The organism is Xenorhabdus ehlersii, assembly GCF_003610465.1.
GTDB lineage: Bacteria > Pseudomonadota > Gammaproteobacteria > Enterobacterales > Enterobacteriaceae > Xenorhabdus > Xenorhabdus ehlersii.
Genome location: NZ_RAQI01000001.1, coordinates 1,043,565 through 1,068,547, shown reverse-complemented (window position 1 = coordinate 1,068,547; position 24,983 = coordinate 1,043,565). Strand labels below are relative to the sequence as shown.

The following is a 24,983-nucleotide window of genomic DNA, read 5'->3' as shown; positions in this document are numbered from 1 at the left end:
CTATTTCCCTAACCACGGTAATGGGTTAACAGCCTGCCCTTGACGGCGGATTTCAAAGTACAGTGAAGGTTGTTGTTGTCCGCCGCTGCTGCCCACCAATGCTATTGGCTGGCCTGCCCGAACTTGTTGCCCAACACTGACCAATGTGCTCTGATTGTAACCGTAAATGCTCATATCGCCTTTACCGTGTTCAATCACGACAACCAGTCCATAGCCTTGCAGCCAGTCTGCCAGCAATACACGTCCATCTGAGATTGCCCTGACTTCTGTCCCTTCCGCTGCTGAAATAACAACCCCTTTCCAACGAAGTTCACCTTGTATTGCTTCACCAAAACTATGGATGACACGACCGTGTACTGGCCAGATGGCTTGCCCGGCAGGACGCCCAAGGCCGCCAGTTCGTGCCATGAGAGCACGTTCTTCTTCTGTTGGTTTATAACTGGAACCTTTTTGTTGCGCTTGTTTCTGTTTGGCGGCAACTTGGGCACGAACACGAGCCGCTTCACGAGCTTCACGTTCAGCGCGCGCTTTGGCTTCCCGCTCAGCTTTAGCAATTTTGTTTCTCAATCTGGTTTCATTCTGCCGAAGCTCAGTCAAGCTTTGTTGATCTTTTTTCAATGAAGATTCAAGAACCGTTAATGTCTTATGCCGCGCAGTGCGGGCAGTTTCCATCTTTTGCTTTTGCTGTTTTTGGCTGGCCAGTATCGCTTTCTGTTCACTTTGTTTTTCTAGTTGCAGTTTTTTTTGCTGGTTGAGTTCTTCAGTTGTTTTTTGCAGTTTGGCGATAGTTTCCTGACGTGCCTGATTCAAGTAACTGTAATAGGCGAGAATACGTTCTTTGCGCTGATTTTCCTGCCCATTGAGCAACAATTCTAAACCTTGGTGATTTCCTTGCCGAAATGCGGCATCCAATTGGTTGGCAAGTAATTGTCGTTGCTCCTTTTGTTGCATTTGCAGGTGCTTGATATTGGCATTTAGTGATGAAATATCGTTTTCCAGCTTATTCAGACGAGTTTGTGTTGTGTGCAGCGAACGTCCCACTTCTGAGATAGTACTTTCTTGTTCTTTTAATTGGTTAAGCAGATCTGTACGTTGCTTTTGTTGCTGTTTTACGCTTTTCTCTTTCTCGGCAATATCCTGCTGAATATCTTTGAGCTGATTTTTATTCTCTGAAATTGGATTGGCGAAAGTATTTGTACTGAAACTGAGAAAGGTGAACAACAAGGCACAGAGCTGTAACACTCTGATTTTATTTTGCCGTTTGTATTGCCTCTGCCGATTCTTACGGCTCTTGAGATCCTTATTTTCAGCCATCTTATTGAGTACCCTGCTGCTACATAGCGCCTGATTATTTCATGAGGAATTGCACCTGACCAGAGAACAGATTGTTTTTTATCATTAATATAAGTTTTAGTTAATTTAGTCCATTTATTGTCGAAGATCCTGCCTTGGTCCAGTGTTACATGAAATATTTTATTGATGCATGACAATCAAGTTGTTCTCGGTATGTTTTTTAATTTTTCTCGAAACTCTCCGCAAAATCTGCATTGGATTGATGCTAATTGGCTGTAATTGATGCAACACACAGGTATACTCTTCTACCTTAGATATTTGTTATTAACTAACGGGAGTTGTTGCCCTCCATGCTGCAAGAAATCATGCAATTTATTAGCCGGAACACGATCCTGAGCCTTGTCTGGATTGCATTGCTGGTGGCTGTCATTGTCATGACGGTAAAAAGCGTGTTCTCCAAGAGTAAAGAGATCACCCGTGCTCAGGCTATCCATTTCATCAACAAGGAAGAAGCTATCGTCGTGGATTTACGCTCCCGTGACGATTTCCGCAGGGGGCATATTATTGGTTCCGTTAACCTGACGCCATCTGAAATTAAAGACAGTAATTTAGGTGAGTTGGAGAAACATAAAAAACAGCCTGTTATCGTAGTTTCAGCGAATGGGCTAGAATCCAGAACACCAGCGGAAAATCTGGTTCGTTTAGGCTTTGAGCAGGTTTATTCCCTGAAAGAGGGGATTGCTGGTTGGGCGGGTGAAAATCTGCCATTGGCTCGCGGCAAGAAATAACGAATTTAGGTGCAAGTAGCATGCTTGCATTCTTGAAAAGTTTAATAAGGACATCTGAAAAAGGTAAACATTATTATGTCAGAACAAAACAACACAGAAATGGCTTTCCAGATCCAGCGTATTTACACGAAAGATATTTCTTTCGAAGCACCAAAAGCCCCGCAGATTTTCCAGCAGGAGTGGCAACCGGAAGTTAAATTGGATCTGGACACCGCTTCCAGTGAATTGGTTCAGGGAGTTTATGAAGTTGTTCTGCGTGTTACCGTCACGGCGGTACTGGAAGAAGAAACTGCGTTTTTGTGTGAAGTTCAGCAGGCGGGTATTTTCTCTATTGATGGTATTGAAGGAACCCAGTTGGCACATTGCTTAGGTGCATATTGCCCGAACATCCTGTTTCCATACGCTCGTGAGTGCATCACCAGCTTGGTAGGTCGTGGTACTTTCCCACAACTGAACCTGGCTCCTGTTAACTTTGATGCCTTGTTCATGAATTATCTGCAACAGCAGGCTGAATCTCAGCCTAATGAGGTTGCACAGGAAGCCTAATGAATACTGCTTCTATGACAGTGATCGGTGCCGGTTCATACGGCACCGCTTTAGCCATTACGTTGGCTCGCAATGGGCACGATGTTGTGCTTTGGGGGCATAATCCTACGCACGTCAATGCGTTGCAACAAGCGCGCTGTAATCAGGTATTTTTACCGGATGTTTCTTTTCCTGATAGCTTATTGCTTGAATCCGACCTAAAAAGTGCTGTTTTAGCCAGTTGTAATATCTTGGTAGTGGTTCCCAGCCATGTTTTCGGTGATGTTTTACATCAGATAAAGCCACATTTACAACAGGATAGCCGTATTGTTTGGGCTACCAAGGGACTTGAAGCGGAAACAGGACGCTTATTACAAGATGTAGCCCGTGAGATATTAGGTGATGAAATCCCCTTGGCTGTAGTTTCTGGCCCGACATTCGCAAAAGAGCTAGCAGCAGGTTTACCAACAGCAATTGCTGTTTCTGCCACAACACCTGAGTTTAGTGAAGAACTTCAACAACTTTTCCATTGTGGCAAAAGCTTTCGAGTCTACAAAAACTCGGATTTCATTGGGGTACAGCTCGGCGGGGCAATAAAAAATGTTATTGCAATTGGTGCAGGGATCTCTGATGGTATGGGATTTGGGGCTAATGCCCGCACTGCATTGATCACTCGAGGATTGGCGGAGATGAGTCGCCTTGGCGTGGCGTTGGGGGCTGATCCTTCTACATTTATGGGAATGGCTGGATTGGGTGATTTAGTTTTGACCTGTACCGATAACCAATCCCGTAACCGTCGTTTTGGTATGATGCTGGGAAAAGGTATCGGTGTTGATGAAGCGCAGCGTGAGATCGGGCAAGTTGTTGAAGGATACCGCAATACTAAAGAAGTCCGTGCTTTGGCAGAACGAGCGGGCGTTGAAATGCCTATCACAGAGCAGATCTACCAGATACTATACTGCAATAAAAATGTGATTGAGGCTGCCCAAGCATTATTGGGAAGAGCGACAAGAGATGAGGGAGATGGCTCTCACTCTTAAATAAATGAGAACACTGATATGTCGCGAGCAGAACTGAACGAAGTCTGGAAAAATATAAAAAACGAGGCGAGGGCGCTGGCAGACTGTGAACCCATGTTAGCCAGTTTCTTTCACGCGACACTACTCAAGCATGAAAATCTTGGTAGTGCCCTGAGTTACATGCTGGCAAATAAGCTGGCAACACCGATTATGCCTCCCATTGAAGTCAGAGAAGTCGCTGAAAGTGCGTATCGCAGTGATCCTAAGATGATTGAATCGGCAGCACGTGATATCAAAGCTGTTCGACTGCGTGATCCGGCAGTAGATAAATATTCGACCCCATTACTCTATCTTAAAGGCTTCCATGCTCTGCAAGCCTACCGCATTGCTCACTGGCTATGGAAAGAAGATCGCAAGGCATTGGCAATCTATTTGCAAAATCAGATTTCAGTTTCTTTTGGCGTCGATATTCATCCTGCTGCCAGAATTGGTTGTGGCATCATGCTTGACCATGCGACAGGTATTGTAATTGGTGAGACAGCGGTTGTTGAGAATGATGTTTCTATTTTGCAATCTGTGACTCTTGGGGGAACAGGTAAAACCAGTGGAGATCGTCATCCGAAAGTACGTGAAGGGGTGATGATTGGCGCGGGTTCCAAAATACTCGGCAACATCGAGATTGGTCGAGGTGCGAAAATTGGGGCAGGGTCGGTTGTATTAAGATCAGTTCCACCTCATACCACAGTGGCAGGTGTACCGGCGAGGATTGTTGGTAAACCGGAAAGTGAGAAGCCATCGCTGGATATGAACCAGCATTTTAATGGTATCAATAATGGATTTGAGAATGGGGATGGGATTTGAAATTCTGTTCTTTTCTTATAAGCACTAATAGATAGGACATTCAGCGCGGATTATGCACTGAATGTCCTATTAATCTTAATCCCGCAATAACGCACCTGGATAACCCAGTTGCCGCCATGCTTCAAACACAACCACTGCGACAGAATTGGACAGATTCATGCTACGGCTATCTGGCAGCATGGGAATTCTGATCTTCTGTTCAGGTGGTATGTTATCTAATACATAAGACGGCAAACCACGAGTTTCTGGGCCAAACATTAAGTAGTCACCATCACGATAACTCACATTACTGTGCGCCGGCGTGCCTTTTGTGGTTAAGGCAAACAGACGGGCTCCAGAAGGAGACTGTGAATTGACGGAACTGAGCCCTTCACTTTCCAGGAATGCGTTGTAATCGTGGTGTTGTTTGATATTAGTAAATTCATGGTAGTCCAACCCTGCACGACGCAGGCGTTTGTCATCCCATGTGAAACCCAAAGGTTGAATGAGATGAAGCTGACAGCCTGTGTTGGCACACAAGCGGATGATATTGCCTGTATTAGGCGGGATTTCTGGTTCGAATAGGACGATGTTTAGCATGTTTTGATCAAATTGTTACGGATGTAGTTGTAATTTTCTACAGTATCCATTTCTGCTGCGTGTGTTTTTTCTACTAAGTGTATAGTACCAACTCCTATTTTATCAGTTAAAGATATTATTTAGGGCATGTAATGAGATGGCCTCCCCCGCCCTGTAGCAGTAAATTGACAGTATGTTTTTCTTTTAGAAGAGGCCATCATCATGAACAGTACAGCACTTATTGGTATTGATCTCGGTAACCATACTTTCCACCTGCACTGTCAGGATAAAAATGGAAAAGCACTTTATCGTAAGAAAATGACCCGAACCAAGTTTCTTGAATTTCTGAACGTGACTCCCTGCGCCACCGTCGTCATGGAAGCTTGTGCCGGTGCACATTTCATGGCGCGAAAAATTGCAGCATTAGGCCATGAGACTAAATTGATTTCACCGCAGTTTGTCCGGCCGTTTGTCAAAAGCAACAAAAATGATTTCATTGATGCCGAGGCTATTTGTGAAGCCGCCTCTCGGCCTTCCATGCGCTTTGTCCAACCTCGTACGGAAAACCAGCAAATTATGCGGGTATTACATCGTGTCCGGGAATCTCTGGTGGGTGATAAAGTGAAAACCACTCACCAGATGCACGCTTTCTTGCTGGAATTTGGGATCAGCATGCCCAAAGGGATCGCGGTGATAAAACGGTTATCTGAGGTCATCGCTGAAAATGAATTACCCCCCTATCTGGTGCAATTGCTCCAACGCCTACACGCCCATTACCTGTATCTGGTTGAACAAATTAGCGAGATTGAACAAGAAATTAATATTGCAATTAAACAAGATGAGGGTGCTCAGCGACTGCTAACTAACCTTATATCTTGATTATCACTTTTACAGAGCGATAATCCCCTGACTGATCATCAGGGATGCTGTTGTGAGTTTGTTATTATTAACCTGAACCTGAAATGTGTCATTCAATGGAGTTCGTAATTCAGAGTAAACCACAACAGCCTCTTCTTTATCGCCTTTAAGATTGAACGGTATCTTGTGCCTCGAGCATCTATTTTATAAGTCTAATCATGGCGATATCTCCTGTGTCTCTGACAAAGAGGATAACCTTATGTCTGATAACATCGTAGTCGGTATTGATGTACTAGCTCAGACTTGACCTGACAGTTACCGGTTATTTATACAGGTGTCTGTCAGGTTAAATCTGGTTCAGATTTTTTTCTGCCCAGAGTCGTTTTCCATCTAGTAATGTTTCCATTGGTGTTCGACCACAACACATTTTACCTTGATGTGTTCTTTCATTATTGTAGTGCCATAACCAGTTGTCCAGATCCGATTGCAGACTTTCCAGATCACCATACAGCTTTTTGCGGAACGTGATTTGGTAAAACTCTTGTAAAATCGTTTTATGGAACCGTTCACAGATACCATTAGTTTGCGGAGACATCGCCTTCGTTTTGGTATGGTCGATATCATTAATCGCTAAATAAAGTTGATAATCATGATGTTCAACTCGACCACAGAACTCAGTTCCTCTATCCGTCAGTATTCTTAGCATTGGCAGCTGGTGAGATTGATAGAACGGTAATACACGGTAATACCGCTCGCTTAAGCAAATCAAGATAAGTCATAATCGTCCTCAACTGATTGTTTGAGGCCGATTTTTATGTCTGAATTTTCTCGTGAACTCCAAGCTACTGCGGAATTTAATTACCCCGAATCTCTGGATGCCTTTAGCCAAAACATTCCGATGGCATGGGTGACTAAAGCGGTTAAAGAAACCGGCCGAGCCACGGTGCGAAAACGTCGATTTCCCGCCGAACAAGCCGTGTGGCTAGTGCTGGGCATTGGGCTCATGAGAAACCGTTCTATCAATGATGTGTGTGACAAATTAGACCTGGCTTTTCCTGACGCCAAGGGGGAACTGCCATCATTAGCGTCAAGCCGTATCTCAAAAGCCAGACACCGCATTGGTGTTGAACCCTTGCGGCATCTTTTTCATACCACCGCCACCGAATGGGAAAAAGAGGACACAACGTATTCTGTGTGTGGCCTGAAAATTTTATGTGTGGATGGCACCCAGTTTAAGGTGCCTGAAACAGGCGATAACCAACAATTGGGTTATGCCTCCGGTAAAGCCACCTTTCCTTCCGTGTTAGCGGTGACGCTGATGTCCGCACGAACACACCTTATCTCTGATGTGGCGTTTGGCCCCATCACCCAAAGTGAAATGAGCTACGCCCAACAATTGGTTGGTTCTGCGCCCGAAAATACGCTGACGTTGTTTGACCGGGGTTTTCTCTCTGCGGAATTATTTCAATCGTGGCGGGGAGCCGGCAAAAATACCCATTGGCTGACGCCAATAAAAAGCAAGATGCGTTATGACATTGTTGAGGAATACAGCCCTTATGATAAATTGATCGAGATGCCGGTTTCTCCCCAGGCCCAACAAGCCCATCCTCACCTTGGAAAAACCTGGCGGGCACGTCTTATCTTAATTCCGGATCCGAAAGGTGAAATTAAAGGGTTTATCACTTCAATGGAATGCCCGGTAACCTATCCGCTCAACGCTATCCTGGGTGTGTACTGGGAACGTTGGGAAATTGAAACCGGTTATGGTGAACTGAAACAAAGGCTACTCAATAACACCGCCATCCTGAGGAGCCAGACACGGGCCGGTATTTATCAGGAATTATGGGGCATCTTGATTGCCTATAACGTGGTTCGGCTGGAAATGAGCCGGATGGCAAAAGTCTATCGTGTTGAACCGCTTCGGATAAGCTTTATCAATGCGTTACGGCTGATACAGGATGAGTTTTTATGGTGTTCGGGACGTAGCCCCGGTACGATCCCACAAAAATTAAAAGCGCTCAGGGAGAATGGCAAGAGACTGATCTTACCGCCGAAGCGAAAACGCCCATCCGTCCCACGGCAAATACTCTGCAAAACATCACGTTACCCTTATAAAAAGAGAACCGCTCACGCTTAAGCGAGCGGTATTAGTAATACACGGTCATTTAACAAGTCTGCTGCCGTAATCGGTGTTTTGCTCGTGTACAGCTTACCATGCGCAACTTTCGAATACGTATCGATGAATGTTTGCTGATAAATACGCCCAACCCCTTTCAGATTACCAACGTAGAAAGTATCTTGTGAGCCTAAATAGCCAGGATGGGCTGTTTCGATTTCACCACAAGCCTCGTCATCATGGGCTTTCTTCTCAAGGGCGGCGATTTGAGCGTCATTGAGCGTAATACCTTCTTCTGCAACTTTAGCTTCAAGGGTTTTGAGCCGTTTTGTTTTGCAAAGTTCTCAAGGTTGTTCCTGAGCCAGATAGAGCGTACACCACTTCCTGAGATGAAAATGCCATTTTGTCGTAACTCATTACTGGTTCGATGTTGCCCGTGAGCAGGGAACTCTACCGCATGTTCAACAACGGCACGCTCAGTCGCCTCATCCGCTCTATTTTTAAAATTAGGAACACGACGGCTTTGGTTGATAAGATTATCAATACTGCCTTCTTGGGCAAGTTCTTGATAACGATAAAACGTATCGCGTGATACGCCCATCACTTTGCAAGCTTTAGAAACGTTGCCGAGCTCTTCCGCTAAATTAAGTAAACCGACTTTGTGTTTAATAATAGGATTGTTAGTATATAGCATGAGAGTTACCTCGTGTTTTGTTTAAGATTTGGACATCTCTATCAAAACCGGTAACTCTCAACTTTTCAAGTTGAATTGTCAGATCAAGTTTGAACTACTACATATAATGTTATTATTTTAACGCGATGCTCGACTTTAACATCCTATAACGTTGGCTTGTTGAAGCCAGTCGCGTTGACTTTTACCTTGTTTAAAATTGGCAAAAATACCCAACGTGTGAGAAAGCAGTTTTCTGGAAATTCGATTACTCAAATGCCACAAATCCCGTGCCCAGCACTTCTCGATAGCAAATTGTCCGGCGAGTTGGCCAATCACGGTTTAAATTAAACGGCGTTTGGCGTTAATGATCCTTCTCGTTTTTCTGGGGATGGGATCATCCATATTGGCACGCACCGGGGTAATCATTTCAATCCCCTCTGCCTTCATTTCCAATTTAAATTTAACGCCTAAATAGCCTTTATCGCCGAGCAGATACCCTTTTATCGGGGCGGTCAAATCCCAGGCGGCTTCACGCTCACTGACATTGGCGGGAGTCAACGTGACCCCTGTTAACACACCGGTTTCATCTATCATCAGATGTCCTTTAAATCCGTAGTAAGTTTCGTTCTTGGCGCCACACAATACCCATAATCGGCTTGCCCTTTAAAGTTGGTGCTCCCTTTAGCTCTTTTGAACCCACAGACTGGCAGCGGAAATCCATCGATAATATGTACCGGCCTGTCGAAGGCGCCTAATAATATCGCCAGCTTTTCTTGCCGTTTTTGTTTTACAACCCAAAGGTGCGAGGCTTGTTTGGCAAAATTGGCTCGTGAACCAAGTCTTGGAAACCACTCACGCCAGTGGTGACAAAAATACGTCCAAATCCCTCTATCTGTTGAAAAACCTAAGTATTCACCAATAACCTCCATCGTGATGACTTCCGCGTCACTCAACTTGGATGGGCACCCCCGGCTTCTCAATCGTGTGCCTTGCTGTAACTCCGTTAAATTATCCTCTACCCAACAAAACACCCAAATGATAAAATCTTGTTGTGACATAGCCTTTTGTTCCTTTATTTCTCTTTGTTTGTCGACTTAAAGTTATAAAGGAGCGGTTATGTCATTTCAACTCACTATAAAAGTTGAGTATCGCGTTATTTTATATATTTCACAAAACACTCATTGCTATTTTAAATATAAATTAAAGTTTTCATCTAAAATTATATTCTCGATGGTTAATATTTAAAAAACATTAATCAAAAGAACAAATCCTAGTAAAATTCTATCGCGCATTCGACGACGAACTTTATGAATGTTAAATAATAAGTATAAATTACCAGAATAACCATTATGAAGTGCTTTACACACAAACTTTTCATCATTCAATGATAATAAAGAAATTAATTTCTCAACTTCTGTTCGATACCACTTTAATTTTATTAGCTTTAATCTTTTTATTATGGCTTTAATGCTATTATTAGCACCAACCTGATTATTAGCATGTTGCCGATATAACATACTCGGTTTGTTATCTATAAACCATTTAAGATTATTAGCACGTGCAAAAGCATATAAAAACCAATCATGAAGGCTAAAATCAAGAGCTCTACATTTATTATCAATAATAAATCTTTGTGCTTTTATAAAAGCATCTCTTTTCATAACATAAGTACAACCAGGACCCGCAGCTTCAAAAATAAAGTCATACTTAACAAATGGTTGTGACTTTATAATATTACAAGTTCTCCCATCATCCCAAAAGGCCGTGACGTCGCTTGAATAAAAGTCATTGGTGTTAAGATGATTAATTGCAGTGTTCAATTTATCCACATACCAGATATCATCTTGATCAGCAAATGAAATATAATTATATTGCTCTGCATCTGCCTCTATCATTAAACGAAAGAAATTTTTGGCAGCTCCACCAAATTTTTCGCCCATAGGTAGAAATTTAATTTTCTCGTTTTTATATGCAAGTTCCTGAACAAGCTGTTCAGTACCATCTGATGATTCATCCACGCTAATAAGAATAGAAACATCAACGTTATCCTGATCTAAAATAGATTGAATTTGCTCTAAAATCCATTTTTTTCCGTTATAAGCAGCCAACAAAACCAGAACCTTATTTTTCATTGGCTTCTCCAGGTACTTTTTTTGGATAATATATAAAATACTTAATAATCACACGACGACCAAACTTTAAGAATGAATATAACGAAAGAAAAATGCATTTGCACAGGCTTAATTTTTTTTCAGTATATAGAATACGGAAGTTCAACAATTCGCCTTTCTCCATTTCCCATATGTGGCTACCCAGTCCGTTGTCTGAAGCATAAGGATGCTTACCATCACCATATTTTATGACATCATCAGTTATTATCGCGCAGCGATAGTAATAGCATGTCATATGAAAAAATAAAGCATCTTCACAATATCTTCGTCCTTCAGTAAAACCAGGAACATGAGTGAGGATTTCTCTTTTAAATATTACGGTAGAGGGTTGAAAGTATTGTTTCCGCAACTGCATATCATAAGATATTTCAAAATAACCGCTTTCGGTAGGTAAGTCCTGGAAATTACCGTGATAACCACCGCCAACTAAAGAAATACCGTGTTTTTTTAAAATGGGGATCTGCTTACGAAGTTTATCTGGATACCAACAGTCATCAGAATCTAAAAAAGCTATAAACTCCCCAGTTGCATTGTTGATACCATCATTTCTAGCAGATGCTACCCCTTGATTTTTTTTTGTAATTAATTTGATATAACCTGGGTGTTTTTTTGAAAAATTAGAAACCAGTTGAGCTGTATTATCAAACGATCCATCATCTACGACAATAATTTCAATATCATATTTACCTTGCTGCATGTAAACCGAAGAAAGAGCATTTAAAATAGTCTCCTGTGCGTTATATGCAGGTATAATTACACTTACTTTATCCATTGAGCCGCTCGAGTATTCAAATCATATATTTTGGAACAAATCATTCCATTTCTTAACGACATTTTCAGGGTAATATTTTTGCGCAGAAATTCTAGCATTATGTCGCATCGTATCTAAGTTAACATTGTTTTCAAGTAACCATAAACATTTTTGCACTAGTGAAGAAAAGTCGCCATTGCTGATAAGAAATCCATCAACTCCATCAGTGATAATTTCGCCTGGCCCTGTAGGGCAGTCATAGCTAATAACAACGCAACCTGCAGCCATAGCCTCAACTATGACCATAGAGAAGCTCTCTCTATAGGAGGTTACAATAAAAAACTTCGCATCCTTCATCTCATCTAACATATTTTTGGTTGAGCCTTGAAGGATATCTTTAGAGGATAATGAAAGTCTCAAAAGACGTTCATCATCCTCCCCATGACCAAATAATTTAAACTTCAAATTGTATTTCTTCATAAGAGCGTCATAGAGTTTAATAAAATCCTCGTATCTCTTGATTGGATTTAGTCTACCTGCTGCCATAAAATCAGTATTTCGTGAAGAAAAATCAATGCCATTGTCATCGAACTGAGAAGCCTCAAGATCCAGAATATTTGGAATCACGAAACAATTGGAATGCCACTGACTGTAATACTTATAATCCTTTTGAGTTAGACAAACTATTGCTTTACAACCAATCCGATAACCTATTTTTCGAAGAAAACGCACTCGTGAGTTGTGAGCAAAATAATCAGCATGCTGATGTGCAATAAGTTTATTCTTCTTCCTTAATAAAAAGGACACAAAGCTAATTAGAAATGAGAGTCTGTCATAAGTTGAGATTATTATAGTAGAGTCATCAAGGCCTTTAATATAATTTTTTATTTTTAATAACTCATTTTTTCCATTTAAAAGCCTGTAACTTTCAGATCGGTTTAAAGCAACTTCATCGTTTTCATAAACAGAAACCAATTCAACCGTATGTCCGGCACGCTTAAGAGTCTTGACTAATGTAAACGAACTTCTTTCAATCCCCCCTAAGTCACAGGCATTAAGAACTAAAACTGAAATTTTCATTCTAATTAGCTTCCATTATTAACATATGCGAGCAAAAAAACATGAGATGACAAAGTCTAAAAAAATTAGTATTTACCATATAATATTATGGTATATATATCCCTCCATATTCGTGTATCCGTATATCTTGTACCCAGTCATTAATATAAGAATAAACATAATAAATATTTTCATCGATATGTTTTTTGAGTGTATAAATATTAAATTATACATAATCATATCGAAGGCCAAATAGTACAAGCTTAATCTAACTGCGATATCCGGAAAAGATGGATACAACGTAAAAAAACACAGCAAACCAACAAAATACAGCTTAACAAATAAATTATTTTCGAATTCTTTTATTTTACATACAAACAAAAGCAATAATAAAGGCATTAGCCTTTTTATGCCACCTGCAATATAATTTCCTAATGAATAGGTGTCATTGTAGGTACTATCAGTATACATACCAACGTTGCGGAAATATCCTAACTCGGCTATGATTTCCGTTAATGTAATGAAAAATAACGAAACTAGAAATGAAATAGCTATGGCAATGATAATGTTTTTATATGATAATTTGAAATATTGAAAAAAATATGCTAAGCAAAAAAATATTGCCGTCTTATGAAATAAACATGCTACAAATATAGTAAGGAAAAATAGCCAAGACCTTTTTTGATATATAAAAATTACAGAAAATAGAGTAAGCGATAGTGCAATCCCTTGCCGCATTCCGCTTAAGTTAAGATAAAAGTAAAGATCTGTGAAATAGACTAATAGCGCAACTATTTTGAAATAGGCAAACTTATTTATGAATAAAGTCAAAAAAACAAATGATAATGCACTTATAACCAGCAACACTGTATTAAAATTCATTCCCTCCATTACTCTATAAATAAAAGAGTAGCCAATTTCAATATTTTGTGAAGTCAATTCATTTTGGTTGTGAAACATATTTTCATATGCTGACCAATCAATACCAACCTGATATCGAGTAGCAGCAAGTATGATCAACCAAAAAGTCAGGATTATAAACAAAATTTTTTTATAAGCTCTTTGGTAAAAAAATATGTCACCGATAGCGAACAATGCTATTATTCCAAAAAATATGAAATACATCTCATCTCCAGATATTCAATGCTTAAGACGATGAGTAAAATTCAATGATAATTTCATTTATCGTTGCTTGCACTTAATTTTTAAAAGATGTAACGTTAAAATGTTTTTTAATAATTTTTAGATAAGCATCTCCATGAATACTGCATGGTTCTATATAATTTCCTTCTGCCCATTCGTTCCAAGATTTAACAACTATAATTTTGGGGGCATTTTTCCTCTTTTCAATTAAATTAGCAATTTTACTAACATGTTTTTCAAAAGCAACAGAATTAGTATTTTTCAAAATCACACCTTTTTTGCCATGTCGGAAGCTTGAATCCCAACCAGGGAAAATGATTGGGATTTGTTTACTTTCAGGAAGAATATCTGTATTCATTTTTTTTATTGATCGGTCATAATCATATACCCTAGGGATAATTATATCAACTTTCTGTAATTTCATCAGAAACTTATCCACAATTTTTCTCCATATAGGGCGATGTTTCATAAAATCACAACTGTTTAAGTATTGATCTACCATTTTAGTTTGCGGATCGTGCGGTAAAAGATTCTCGCCAATGAAATAAATGCCGTCAAAACCTTCACTTATCGATCTTTTTTGAAAATACTCGATAAGTTCTTTTCCGTTCTTAGCATTTTTAAGATCATAAATAAAAAGAACAGGTTTATTATTTATTTTGGTATAACGAGCATCTTTAAAGAATGGCAATAAATAATCAAAATACGTATCTAGAGAAAAATCATACTTCTGCTGTTTAAGTAGTTTATTTTCAGTTTTATTCCACCATGTATGATTTGCCCATGCAAAACAAAATCTTACGTCAATGTCGCTTTTTAATAATAACTCAGCTGGCTTTTCTAGTAGCATATCATTCGTATCAAACCAATAGTGCCAAAAGCAAAAGGTAGAGATTCCATTTTCTTTTGCTAAATAATATTGTTTTTCAATATTTTTTACATCTGTTAAATCATAATAGCCCAAAGGCTCGACTGGATGGGGAATTTGATGACCAGGAAACATTTTTTGAGCGTTACGTAATTTTACCCATTCAGTGAAACCTTTTCCCCACCATTCATTATTTTCTTTAATAGTGTGAAATTGCGGTAAATAATATGCAAAAATTTCTTCAACATCAACTTTCATTTTTAAACCTTGCTATATGTTTATAGTATCAATAAATATAAAAATTTATAGAATCAAACTAAATTCTGCTTAAAGCCATTCCTGCCTAACTATTTCTGACATTTCTCTTCATATTTTTTAATTTTTGATATAACTTCTTGTGTTGGAGAGGTGTAAAACAATTTGATATCTTCTTCAACTATTGAATCAAGATTTAATAATGAAAAATCTATTAATTTTGCACTCTTCATCTCTTCGTCAGTAAGTCGATATTTGATGAACTTTGCTGGATTTCCACCAACTATAGCGTATTCCTCAACATCTCTAACTACCACCGAACCTGCGGCAATAACTGCTCCACGTGAAACAGTCACTCCTGAAAGGATTGTGACATTAGAACCTATCCATACATCGTCTTGAATAATAATCGGCCCTTTACAAATAGCATCTATATTTCTGTTGTAGCTATTTTTAGCACTAATCGGATAAGTGGTAATACCAGATGTGTTATGATTTCCGCCTAAAATAAAGTTAACATTATTGGCTATTGACACGTAATTACCAATGAATAATCTTTCATCTGGATGCCCCCAACCATAGATATTTAAGGAGCCATAGCTAAAATTACCAACCTGAACTTTATTACGATCGAATATATTGACCGCGCCAGTGTCATTATGTTTGTTTTGAGCCCGCCATTTTTTTTTATGAAGTAATAATGACAGATTTCTTGTCAAAAAACTTAAAATCACAAAATCTCCTAACTATATCTGAAGGACTGAGGCTATGCTTCGGCTCCACTATATTTCGGACAACCCATACTATGCACCTACAGTTTTAATAATGAAATTAATTGTTCTTTTGTTCTTATTCCTACAGCATAGCTAACTAACAATACATTTATCAGCCACATCCAAATGGACTGGATTGCTATAAATATAATGTTCCCATTGGGAATATAGAAATATTTTTTCATAATACCAACGGCTACAACAGACACTATAATTGCCAAGATATTGTCTTTAAGCCACATAGACAATATATCAGCAACCAGACGTTTATGAACAAGATACATATAAGGGATAAAGATTATTAATACAGTTACTAATACGGATAATGCAACGCCATTAACTTGATAAATATGAAACCAACTAAAGTAAAGCAATGGAATCAAGATCATTATAACGATGCAAAAAACCAAATTTATTTTTATATATGCAAAACTGAGAGTCAAATGAAAAGGTAGAACAGTTAATGCCTGTATCGCTTGAGCAAGTAATAAAAAATAGACGACTGTCTGCATTTGTATCGCAATTTGTGAAGAATTTGTCCATATACGAACTATATCAAATGCATAGGCAGCTAATACTAGTGATAATGGTAATATCGCTATGCACGATAATTTTGACAGACGACTGTAAAAGACATTTAACTCTTGACTATCCCCCGATTCTTTTATTCTTGTAAGTTTTGGGAAAACAGCTTTTGCTAATGTAGTTATTAATATGAATGGAATCAGAGATAGTGTTGCCGCAAGGCTATATTGCCCTACTACATCTATAGTAAAATTTTTCGAAATAATAAGCTTATCAGACTGTGTTGCGATAGTAGATAAAATACCTATGAACGCCATTCCTAATGCATATTTATATGTATCTCTTAATACTTGTAAATTAAATTTTCTTTTTGTAAATTTTATTGATCTCCATGTCATCAAATATAATACAGCAAAAAAAATCATGTTACAGATAATTTGCCATATAAAAAACGCGTTCAATTTATTTTCAGAATAATGTAGGACAGGTAACACCGCAGCTACTCTTAATATCCCCCAGCCAATTTGTAAACCATTAGCCAGGACTTGCTTTTCCCCTCCCATTAATGCACCAATATAAAGGTTCGCTGGTAGTTGAAGAACAATACTAATACCCATCAAAAAGACTAAAAAAGTAGTATCAATACCATTTTTGATTTGTATTAGCCAGTCATTTGCAATCCAATGCGCTGATAACAATATACCTAACGAAAGTAAAACACATAACGCCAGATATAATATTTCGTAGGTTCTTAGTAAATCAGCACAGCTATTTTCGTGCTCAACTGACCCGGTTGAAAAACGTGCAAATTCGCGAGTTGTGGCAGCACTAAATCCTAAATCAGCAAAAGCTAATAATGCTATTAAAGTATTGTAAAAACCAATATACCCAAAGCCCTCATTACCTAAATAGTGTATATAAAAAGGTACAAAAGAAAAAAGTGAAAATATCCCCCATAATCTACCTAAAAAATTAGAGAGCGCATTAAGTTTTATCATTTTACTCTCTCGAAATTAATTGCTTAAATTTATCATAATTCTGAAAATATTCAGCATTATTTTTTATAAAGGAAATATCTTTATCCCACCACTCCGCTACCACTATTTCATTAATGATACAATCTTCAAATCTTTTTCTAATTTCTTTGGCTGGAACACCTGCAACAATTGAATATGGTTCAACATTACGTGTTACAACAGCACCTGATGCTATGACAGCTCCATCTCCTATAGTGATGCCATTCATGATAAGAACATTTTGACCTATCCATACATCATTCCCTATATTTACAAAATATTGACTTCCTTGTGCATAAGTTACTTCTTTATAGATTGTTGAAGGTACAGATTCTAACCCCATCTCTTGTATTACTTGATTACCATTCAGATAAAACATCGGATGAGTCGAGATAAAATCTCGAGTAGGATGATTACCTATTACAACTTGTACATTTTTTGCAATAGAGCAAAATCGGCCAATTCGGGTATTAGTAAAACGCCCGCCATCGCCAATATATGTCCCTTTGCCAACTTCACATGAGATAATTTCAGTATCACCAAGTATGTTGATATTGCTTTCAAATGAAGATTTATATATTTTGCAACTTAAAGAAACTTTTATTTTTTTATTTTTGTTGTTATGATTTACTAGGACATTATTTATGAAGTTTTTAAATTCAGATATCCTAAATATCTTTTTAATGATATTTATCATTTTATAAACTCTTTTCATATGGAAAGACAAATGAACATAACCTATTCCATTTTTAAATTACAGTATTATTTATATTCGTGAAAATTAAAAAAGGCTTCGCTTTATTAATAAGAAAAGCCAAAGTATGTAAATTTATAAAAATGATACAATCTAATTAACCCGAATTCTGGATAAAGAATTGACGAGGGGCCTGTTCCAGGAGCTGTGTTTTGGTGCGCGCCGAAACAGCTCCGGGGAGGAACAGGCCATGGATAACTTAGTTGAAGTTTTCTGTAATGTCGATGATTTTTGCCACTTTTTTATCCCACAGTGGACACAATTTTGTCTTGATAATGGATACCGCCTGCGCCGTAGGAAAGGCCATATGTATCCCAGTGAAATCATGACCATTTTGATCCTCTTTCACCTGTCGCATTACCGTAACTTTAAAGCCTTCTACTTGGAATTTCTCTGGAAATATCATCACCCTGATTTCCCCACCTTGCTCAGTTATACCCGTTTCGTCAGTGTCGCGCCTTCCGTTTTGGTTCCTCTGTGCAGTTATCTGACTAAATTAAAAGGAAAACCCACAGGCATTGCTTTTATTGATTCCACCAGTTTGAAAGTTTGCCATAACATCCGCATTCCCCGCCATCAGGTCTTTCAGGGGATAGCCCAACGCGGAAAAACTTCAATGGGTTGGTTTTACGGTTTTAAGTTACATTTGGTCGTCAATCATCAGGGGGAAATTCTGGCGCTTAAAGTGACTGCCGGTAATGTGGATGATCGGGAGCCCGTTCGCGAATTAACAACAGAATTAACGGGATCTCTTTACGGTGATAAAGGTTACCTCAGTCAAGAGCTCGTGGACGATTTAGGCAAAACCGGTGTGACTTTCATCACCCAAAAGCGCCGAAACATGAAAGCCCGTCTGCAAGCTGAATGGGATAAGATGATGTTATCAAGGCGTTTTATTATTGAAACGATTAATGGACAATTAAAAATAATTTCTCAAATAGAACACTCGCGCCACCGAAGTGTAAACGGATTTTTGCTGACTGTTTTAGGTGGGCTGATTGCTTACTGCCTTAAATGGAAAAAGCCATCACTGAACATTTTCTATTCGGAAAACGATTTTTCAATGACAGCTTAAACAGAATTCGGGTTAATTAGAGTGTATGTCCATTCTGATCTTTCGCTGAAAGAATAGGGTCATTGGCAAGAGGCCAATTGATAGCTATATTCTTATCATCCCACTTTATCGATTTTTCGTAGTTCGGTGCATAATAATTAGTTGTTTTATAAATGAATTCGGCAGTGTCACTTAGAACTAGAAATCCATGAGCAAAACCTTCTGGTATCCAAAACTGACGCTTATTTTCAGCAGACAGGTTGACGCCTACCCACTTACCGTAAGTTTTAGAGTTTTTTCGTATATCGACCGCAACATCAAATACTTCACCAACTATGCAGCGAACTAATTTACCTTGCCCATGAGGTTCTAATTGATAATGTAAACCGCGTAATACGCCCTTATTTGATTTTGAATGGTTGTCTTGAACAAAATTTATTTTTTTGCCTATTTCTTCTTCAAAAATTTTTTGATTAAAAGTTTCCATGAAAAAACCACGTTCGTCACCGAACACCTTTGGTTCAAAAATTAATAAATTTTCAATTTCAGTTTTTATCACATTCATCTTAATAACCTTTGATCATCTTGAGCAAATATTGTCCATACGTATTTTTGGAAAGCGGTATGGCAAGTTTCTTAACTTGCTCGGCATCAATAAACTTTTTTCGATAAGCAATCTCTTCCGGACAAGACACCTTCAAACCTTGGCGTTCTTCAATCGTTGCTATGAAGTTACTGGCTTCAATTAAGCTTTGATGTGTTCCCGTATCCAGCCAGGCATAGCCTCGTCCCATCATGGCTACAGATAAATGCCCTTGCTCCATATAGATTCGGTTAATATCCGTTATTTCCAGTTCGCCGCGTACAGAAGGTTTCAGATTCTTAGCCATTTCCACAACATTATTGTCATAGAAATAAAGCCCGGTAACCGCAAAGTTACTCTTTGGTTCAACCGGTTTTTCTTCGAGGCTAATAGCCGTACCGGTTTTATCAAACTCAACAACACCATAGCGCTCAGGATCGTTGACATGATATGCAAATACAGTAGCACCACTTTCCCGACTAGCAGCTGCATCCATCAGTTTTGGTAGATCATGACCATAGAAAATATTGTCTCCCAGAACTAGGGCACAATCATCGTTACCAATAAACTTTTCACCGATGATAAATGCCTGCGCCAAACCGTCGGGGCTAGGCTGTACTTTATACTGAAGATTGAGTCCCCACTGGCTACCGTTTCCCAGGAGTTGTTCAAAACGCGGCGTATCCTGCGGTGTACTAATAATAAGAATGTCTCGGATCCCTGCCAGCATGAGTGTGGACAGTGGATAGTAAATCATCGGTTTATCGTATATTGGCAGCAATTGCTTACTTACCGCCATAGTCACTGGATAAAGACGGGTGCCGGATCCGCCAGCTAAAATAATACCTTTACGCGTTTTCATGCCATATCTCTTTATGCACAAAATGCCCAATTTTGGGCATTAATATCATTATCAGATCGCTGTTGTCGTAAACAATTCGTTCAGCATACGCTTAACACCAGTCTCCCAATGAGGAAGGATTAGATCGAAGTTACGCTGGAATTTTTCTGTGCTCAGACGAGAGTTATTCGGGCGGCGAGCCGGAGTAGGATAGGCGCTGGTTGGAACAGCGTTAAGTTTGCTCAACGCAAGCTCTATACCGGCGTTTCTCGCCTCATCAAAAACCAACGCCGCATAGTCGTGCCAGGTGGTAGTGCCACCTGCAACCAGATGATACAAGCCCGCCACACCTGGATTTTTCAGTGCTACACGAATCGCTTGGGCCGTGCAATCTGCCAGCAATTCAGCTCCCGTCGGTGCACCATATTGATCGTTAATTACTGACAGTTCCGTACGCTCTTTTGCCAGACGCAGCATAGTTTTTGCGAAATTATTTCCTTTTCCGGCATAAACCCAACTGGTACGGAAGATCAGATGTTTTTCACAGTTGTCCTGCAGTGCCTTCTCACCAGCAAGCTTGGTTTCCCCATAGACATTTAGAGGGGCAGTAGCGTCAGTTTCTCGCCATGGCGTATCTCCAGTACCTGGAAATACATAGTCGCTAGAATAGTGGACAACCCAGGCACCAATTTCTGCTGCCACTTTAGCAATTGCTGCGACGCTGGAGGCGTTGAGTAATTGTGCGAATTCGGGGTCTAATTCAGCTTTATCAACAGCAGTATGAGCCGCTGCATTTACAATAACGTCAGGCCGAATTTTTCGCACACTTTCAGCAACACCTTCTGGGTTTCTGAAATCACCACAATAGTCTTTTGAATGGACATCAGGTGCAATCAGATTGCCAAGAGGAGCTAGAGCTCGTTGCAACTCCCAACCCACTTGCCCCGTCTTACCAAACAGAAGGATATTCATCACTGACATCCCTCATAATTCTGCTCAATCCAGGTTTGGTAGGCGCCACTTTTTACATTCTCTACCCATTGAGCATTAGCCAGATACCATTCCACCGTTTTACGGATTCCGCTCTCAAATGTCTCCTGCGGTTTCCAGCCTAGCTCGCGACTAATTTTATCTGCATCAATGGCATAACGACGGTCATGTCCCGGACGGTCTGCAACATAGGTGATTTGCTCGCGATAAGACGAAACTTTCGGCACGATTTCATCCAGTAAATCACAAATCGTATGTACCACATCAAGGTTCTTCTTCTCGTTGTGACCGCCGATATTGTATGTTTCACCTGCTTTACTTTCGGTCACAATGCTATATAACGCACGAGCGTGATCTTCCACATACAGCCAGTCGCGAATCTGGTTACCTTCGCCATAAATTGGCAACGATTTACCTTCCAGCGCGTTTAGAATCACCAGCGGAATTAATTTTTCCGGGAAGTGATAAGGCCCGTAGTTATTAGAACAATTCGTAACAATTGTTGGCAGACCATAGGTGCGCATCCAGGCACGGACTAAGTGATCGCTAGATGCTTTTGATGCGGAGTAAGGGCTACTTGGAGCATAGGCAGTCGTTTCAGTAAACAGCGGAAGTTCCGTGTTGTTAATGGCTTCATCCGGGTGCGGTAAGTCGCCATAGACTTCATCAGTAGAAATATGATGAAAGCGGAAAGCGCTTTTTTTCTCACTATCAAGTAAAGACCAGTATTTGCGTGCGGCCTCTAGCAGTACATAAGTGCCAACGATGTTAGTTTCAATAAATGCAGTAGGTCCGGTGATGGAGCGATCGACGTGACTTTCTGCAGCTAAATGCATTACTGCATCAGGTTGGTATTGTTCTAATATATTATCTAACCTATTTTGATCACGAATATCTGCTTTTTCAAAGGAATAACGTGGATTACAGTCAATTTCTTTGAGTGATTCCAAATTGCCTGCATAAGTAAGCTTATCAACGTTGATAACGCTATCATTAGTGTGGTTGATAATATATCGAATTAATGCAGAACCAATAAAACCCGCTCCGCCAGTAATCAGAATTTTCATTTTTGAGATTTTTAGTTGATCTTAGGATTGATGGAAATTGGAAAGGAAGTTTATGGAATATAAATTGTTATACGTAATTAAAGCTACCGCACTAGGTTGTGGCTCCCAGAATGCCTGCTATGTGTGTAAATTTTACTTATCCATTTGATATAAAAAGATTTTTTATATTAACAAAAATTAACATAACTCGTTGATATGTTAAGCAGCGACGAGATTAGTCCCTCGACACATTGAGGTCAAGTATAATAGCTTTTTTTTCTTTAATTGTTACATTTTGTAACTAGCTAAATTTCAACACGAAAGCCACCTATCTTCCATGCAATGGCAGCCAAATTACCAGCCGTAATCCCCCTAGCGGGCTATCTTCAGCTTTTACCCAACCTCGATGCTGACTCACTGCCGTTTCAACTATTGCCAATCCCAATCCAGTTCCGCCGGATTCTCTATCCCTTGCTTCATCCGTCCGATAAAACGGTCGGAAGATATGTTCTCGGTCTTCTGGGCTGACTCCTGGGCCGTCATCGTCAACGCTAATCGTCACACCTTGGTTATCTGCCTTAAATGCAACGGCGATATGGTTGCTGGAGTAACGCAGTGCATTGCGGACGATATTTTCCAGTGCACTACCAAGTGCGGCCGGATTACAGTAAATCACCCAGTTTGCGGGAGGTGAGACGATATCCAGCGTTTTGCTCATCTGCTCAGCTTCAAATTTTGCATTCTCCAGGATGTCAGACCATATATCGTGGGCTTTGATATTCTCGCGCAGTAACTCGTTCTTATGTTGATTGCGGGAAAGTACTAGCAGGTCATTAATCATGCCATCCAGACGTTGGGTTTCTGTTTCGATGCGCGCCAGTTCTTTACTTTCACCGTGACGGCGGCGTAGTAAGGCGGTCGCCAGTTGTAAACGGGTAAGTGGTGTGCGTAGTTCATGGGAGATATCGGAAATCAGTCGTTGTTGAGCGGTGACCATCCTCTCCAATGCACTAATCATCTGGTTGAAACTACTGCCGGTCGCTAAAAACTCTTGTGGGCCGGATTCCAGTTCAGGGTGTTGTCGTAAGTTCCCTTTGGCGACGTCATCGGCTGCGTTTTTGAGTTTACGAGCGGGTTTTGCCAGGCTCCATGACAGCCACAAGAGTAATGGGGCACTGATTAACATGGTGGCCGCAGGCAGTAAAAATGGCCGGTCAAACATCAAATTAATAAAATCTGATTGTGGGCTGCCCGCTGGTCTAATGATGTAGAGATGGTAATGATCTTCTCCATCGCGGACAGAAAAGGGGCCGAGTATTTCAGAACGGCCATATTTTTTCTTTTTGGGGTGATCGGCGTTATCGGATTGGCCGATAAAGTTGCGGATGACTTGTTGTTGATGGGGCGGGGTATTAATGTCACTAATCAGCCCTTCACTGGAGACGAGGATCAGGCGTTGGCCAGGGGGAGTCCACAAAGCAATAGCACGATCCAGACGCAACCACCAGAATAGGTCATTCCCAGAGTCGTGCATTAATTCTTCTTCTACTTGTTTTGCCAGTTTTCCCCCCAATTGATATTCGCTATCTAAAAGAGGTGTTAACTGCCGTGAGTCCAGTTTGGGAGCCATTAAGGCTATCATCAGGACAAGTGCAAGCGTGAACCAAAAAATTGCAAATATACGGGCTGTCAAGCTGTTGATCATTTTGCGGAGACCATTAAGTATCCACGGCCGCGTAATGTCTTAAACCATGGTAGTTCATCCGTTCTGTTGGGTAATTTACGGCGTAGATTCGAAATATGCATATCAATAGCCCGATCAAAAGGCGTTAATCGTTTTCCCAATACTTCTTGGCTTAAATGTTCACGGGAAACGACTTGCCCCAAATGTTGCGCTAATAAATAAAGCAGTGTGAACTCTGTGCCAGTGAGATCCAAAATCGTACCGTCAAAACTGGCTTCTTGGCGCCCTGGGTTGAGTTGCAGTTTATCGATCTCCAGTATAGGTGTCCCAATGTCAGCTTGTTGTTCACTCCAGTTGGAACGGCGCAAAATAGCACGTATGCGGGCGACCAGTTCGCGATCGTTAAACGGTTTGGGAAGATAATCATCTGCTCCCAGCTCTAATCCCAAAACACGGTCTAAATCGCTACCACGAGCCGTTAACATGATAACAGGGGTTTGATGGTATTGCCGTAGCTCTTTTAGTGTTTCAATGCCGTTCTTACGCGGCATCATGATGTCCAGCAATAATAGGTCAATTGAAGAATCGATATATTGTAAAGCCTGTTCACCATCGTAGGCGATGACAACATTGAATCCTTCCATCTCGAGCAATTCTTTTAATAGCGATGTCAGCTCGCGGTCATCATCAACTAATAAGATTTTATGCATTAATTCTTCCTCCAAGAGCAAAATACGATAACAAACTTCGCTATTCCATGACTTTACGTTCTTTTACAT

22 protein-coding genes and 4 pseudogenes are annotated in these 24,983 nt (G+C 40.1%); 7 read left to right on the top strand and 19 right to left on the bottom strand.

The genetic code is table 11. From position 1 onward, the window contains the following. Complete coding sequence (gene envC / locus BDE27_RS05090) at window positions 1-1,314, bottom strand: murein hydrolase activator EnvC (RefSeq protein WP_099132969.1); 1,314 nt, start codon at window positions 1,312-1,314, stop codon at window positions 1-3. 329 nt (window positions 1,315-1,643) lie between these two features. Between envC and BDE27_RS05085 the strand changes: the two genes are divergently transcribed. The 4 genes from BDE27_RS05085 to cysE all read left to right on the top strand — a co-directional run bounded on the left by BDE27_RS05085 (window position 1,644) and on the right by cysE (window position 4,486). Beyond that, window positions 1,644-2,081 carry a rhodanese-like domain-containing protein gene (locus BDE27_RS05085; protein WP_099117376.1) on the top strand — a complete coding sequence of 146 codons (438 nt, stop codon included), beginning with the start codon at window positions 1,644-1,646 and terminating at the stop codon, window positions 2,079-2,081. 75 nt (window positions 2,082-2,156) lie between these two features. Beyond that, window positions 2,157-2,627, top strand: a complete 471-nt coding sequence (secB, locus tag BDE27_RS05080) for a protein-export chaperone SecB (protein WP_099132970.1) — start codon at window positions 2,157-2,159, stop codon at window positions 2,625-2,627. Next, window positions 2,627-3,646, top strand: a complete 1,020-nt coding sequence (gpsA, locus tag BDE27_RS05075) for an NAD(P)H-dependent glycerol-3-phosphate dehydrogenase (RefSeq protein WP_099132971.1) — start codon at window positions 2,627-2,629, stop codon at window positions 3,644-3,646. The genes secB and gpsA overlap by 1 nt, the downstream gene beginning before the upstream one ends. Window positions 3,647-3,664: 18 nt before the next feature. Beyond that, window positions 3,665-4,486 (top strand): serine O-acetyltransferase, encoded by an 822-nt coding sequence (gene cysE, locus BDE27_RS05070; RefSeq protein ID WP_074024722.1) that lies wholly within the window; start codon window positions 3,665-3,667, stop codon window positions 4,484-4,486. Window positions 4,487-4,561: 75 nt separating this feature from the next. Here the strand turns inward: cysE and trmL are convergent, their stop codons facing one another. Beyond that, window positions 4,562-5,065: a tRNA (uridine(34)/cytosine(34)/5-carboxymethylaminomethyluridine(34)-2'-O)-methyltransferase TrmL gene (trmL, locus tag BDE27_RS05065; RefSeq protein ID WP_099132972.1), complete on the bottom strand. Its 504-nt coding sequence runs from the start codon at window positions 5,063-5,065 to the stop codon at window positions 4,562-4,564. A gap of 201 nt (window positions 5,066-5,266) precedes the next feature. Here trmL and BDE27_RS05060 point away from each other — a divergent pair. Next, window positions 5,267-5,908: pseudogene (locus tag BDE27_RS05060) on the top strand (IS110 family RNA-guided transposase); the annotation flags it as partial. 340 nt (window positions 5,909-6,248) lie between these two features. Here BDE27_RS05060 and BDE27_RS05055 read toward each other — a convergent pair. Further along, window positions 6,249-6,644 (bottom strand): annotated as a pseudogene (locus tag BDE27_RS05055) (integrase core domain-containing protein); the annotation flags it as partial. A gap of 72 nt (window positions 6,645-6,716) precedes the next feature. On the opposite strand from BDE27_RS05055, the gene BDE27_RS05050 reads away from it, so the two are divergent. Further along, window positions 6,717-8,039, top strand: coding sequence for an IS4 family transposase (locus BDE27_RS05050; RefSeq protein WP_120211314.1), 1,323 nt, complete (start codon window positions 6,717-6,719; stop codon window positions 8,037-8,039). Window positions 8,040-8,053: 14 nt separating this feature from the next. Here the strand turns inward: BDE27_RS05050 and BDE27_RS05045 are convergent. The 10 genes and pseudogenes from BDE27_RS05045 to BDE27_RS05000 form a co-directional block, all read right to left on the bottom strand. Beyond that, window positions 8,054-8,712, bottom strand: a pseudogene (locus BDE27_RS05045) (helix-turn-helix domain-containing protein); the annotation flags it as partial. A gap of 135 nt (window positions 8,713-8,847) precedes the next feature. Further along, window positions 8,848-9,749: pseudogene (locus BDE27_RS20370) on the bottom strand (IS982 family transposase). A gap of 183 nt (window positions 9,750-9,932) precedes the next feature. Beyond that, the gene (locus BDE27_RS05035; RefSeq protein ID WP_099134049.1) at window positions 9,933-10,823 is read right to left on the bottom strand and encodes a glycosyltransferase; all 891 of its coding nucleotides are present in this window, start codon (window positions 10,821-10,823) and stop codon (window positions 9,933-9,935) included. Further along, the gene (locus BDE27_RS05030; RefSeq protein ID WP_099134048.1) at window positions 10,813-11,634 is read right to left on the bottom strand and encodes a glycosyltransferase family 2 protein; all 822 of its coding nucleotides are present in this window, start codon (window positions 11,632-11,634) and stop codon (window positions 10,813-10,815) included. The genes BDE27_RS05035 and BDE27_RS05030 overlap by 11 nt, the downstream gene beginning before the upstream one ends. 21 nt (window positions 11,635-11,655) lie before the next feature. Beyond that, window positions 11,656-12,693, bottom strand: coding sequence for a glycosyltransferase (locus BDE27_RS05025; RefSeq protein WP_099134047.1), 1,038 nt, complete (start codon window positions 12,691-12,693; stop codon window positions 11,656-11,658). A 72-nt stretch (window positions 12,694-12,765) separates the two neighbouring features. Further along, on the bottom strand, window positions 12,766-13,797 hold the full coding sequence (locus BDE27_RS20365; RefSeq protein WP_099134046.1) for an EpsG family protein: 1,032 nt from the start codon (window positions 13,795-13,797) through the stop codon (window positions 12,766-12,768). 73 nt (window positions 13,798-13,870) lie between these two features. Further along, complete coding sequence (locus BDE27_RS05015) at window positions 13,871-14,941, bottom strand: glycosyltransferase WbsX family protein (RefSeq protein WP_099134045.1); 1,071 nt, start codon at window positions 14,939-14,941, stop codon at window positions 13,871-13,873. Between the two features lie 89 nt (window positions 14,942-15,030). Then, the gene (locus BDE27_RS05010; protein ID WP_208638557.1) at window positions 15,031-15,672 is read right to left on the bottom strand and encodes a CatB-related O-acetyltransferase; all 642 of its coding nucleotides are present in this window, start codon (window positions 15,670-15,672) and stop codon (window positions 15,031-15,033) included. Window positions 15,673-15,749: 77 nt separating this feature from the next. Continuing rightward, entirely contained in the window at window positions 15,750-17,234 is a 1,485-nt protein-coding gene (locus BDE27_RS05005; protein ID WP_099134044.1) for a lipopolysaccharide biosynthesis protein, read from the bottom strand. A 1-nt stretch (window position 17,235) separates the two neighbouring features. After that, entirely contained in the window at window positions 17,236-17,949 is a 714-nt protein-coding gene (locus BDE27_RS05000) for a CatB-related O-acetyltransferase (protein ID WP_167450547.1), read from the bottom strand. 247 nt (window positions 17,950-18,196) lie between these two features. On the opposite strand from BDE27_RS05000, the gene BDE27_RS04995 reads away from it, so the two are divergent. Continuing rightward, window positions 18,197-19,081, top strand: a complete 885-nt coding sequence (locus BDE27_RS04995) for an IS982 family transposase (RefSeq protein WP_120211313.1) — start codon at window positions 18,197-18,199, stop codon at window positions 19,079-19,081. 16 nt (window positions 19,082-19,097) lie between these two features. Here BDE27_RS04995 and rfbC read toward each other — a convergent pair whose 3' ends face one another. The 6 genes from rfbC to cpxR form a co-directional block, all read right to left on the bottom strand. After that, window positions 19,098-19,625: a dTDP-4-dehydrorhamnose 3,5-epimerase gene (gene rfbC / locus BDE27_RS04990; protein ID WP_099131910.1), complete on the bottom strand. Its 528-nt coding sequence runs from the start codon at window positions 19,623-19,625 to the stop codon at window positions 19,098-19,100. Window position 19,626: 1 nt separating this feature from the next. After that, on the bottom strand, window positions 19,627-20,505 hold the full coding sequence (rfbA, locus tag BDE27_RS04985) for a glucose-1-phosphate thymidylyltransferase RfbA (RefSeq protein WP_099131909.1): 879 nt from the start codon (window positions 20,503-20,505) through the stop codon (window positions 19,627-19,629). Between the two features lie 51 nt (window positions 20,506-20,556). After that, window positions 20,557-21,456 carry a dTDP-4-dehydrorhamnose reductase gene (gene rfbD / locus BDE27_RS04980; protein ID WP_099131908.1) on the bottom strand — a complete coding sequence of 300 codons (900 nt, stop codon included), beginning with the start codon at window positions 21,454-21,456 and terminating at the stop codon, window positions 20,557-20,559. After that, the gene (gene rfbB / locus BDE27_RS04975) at window positions 21,456-22,541 is read right to left on the bottom strand and encodes a dTDP-glucose 4,6-dehydratase (protein WP_099131907.1); all 1,086 of its coding nucleotides are present in this window, start codon (window positions 22,539-22,541) and stop codon (window positions 21,456-21,458) included. The genes rfbD and rfbB overlap by 1 nt, the downstream gene beginning before the upstream one ends. A 307-nt stretch (window positions 22,542-22,848) precedes the next feature. Then, a complete protein-coding gene (cpxA, locus tag BDE27_RS04970; RefSeq protein ID WP_099131906.1) occupies window positions 22,849-24,225 on the bottom strand; it encodes an envelope stress sensor histidine kinase CpxA in 1,377 nt (458 codons plus the stop codon). Further along, window positions 24,222-24,914: an envelope stress response regulator transcription factor CpxR gene (cpxR, locus tag BDE27_RS04965; protein WP_099131905.1), complete on the bottom strand. Its 693-nt coding sequence runs from the start codon at window positions 24,912-24,914 to the stop codon at window positions 24,222-24,224. Before cpxR ends, cpxA begins: the two co-directional genes overlap by 4 nt. Between the last annotated feature and the right edge of the window lie 69 nt (window positions 24,915-24,983).